At 49.5% G+C, this 612-nt stretch carries 1 pseudogene (only partly in view); it reads left to right on the top strand.

What is annotated here, in order from left to right:
• A pseudogene (locus tag COV46_07815) lies at nucleotides 1–612 on the top strand (hypothetical protein) (it extends 1,188 nt beyond the left edge of the window).

Here is a 612-nt window from a genome sequence, read left to right as displayed (position 1 = left end):
ACGGCAACACTAAAGCAAGTTGCCGATAAAATATCTGCTGTGACGAGACAAACGCTCGAGATGGACGTTGACATTAGGAGGTTATTGCATGACTGGGCAGGTGACGACGAGTTCATTGCCATTGCAGCGGCAAGGCATACACTTGCAAACGAACTGCAGATCCTTGGCGGCTGTTTGCAATTGGCTTTGAATCATGCCAGCGAGGAAAATTCTAAACGCTTTAAACAAGCAGTCATGGCGGCCAAGGGGACATTTGAGGCATTTGATCTCGATACGGATATTCATGTTGCTGCCATACGAAATCTTGGAAAGGAGCATGGTGTTGTCGTCGATATTTCCGGGATCGATAAGGGCGGCACAATACCGCGCTCTTTGGGCCTGTTGCTGGCGAACGTTATTGCCAATGCGCCAAGGTACATCCTCCGGGATGGAACTAAACCACGCGTAACAGTGGGCTATGACAAGACGCTCAAAAATTATACTGTCCGCCAGACGGCAACTCCAATACCGGAAGATACGCTGAAGACTTTAGGTCGTGCGATTGTACATCCAAGCGACGGCCATAAGGGTGGAGAGGGTTTCTATCTTGCTTACGCCGCCTTAAAAGCAGAC

Source organism: Deltaproteobacteria bacterium CG11_big_fil_rev_8_21_14_0_20_49_13 (assembly GCA_002796305.1).
GTDB lineage: Bacteria > UBA10199 > UBA10199.
This window is presented reverse-complemented; position numbering and strand designations above follow the sequence as displayed.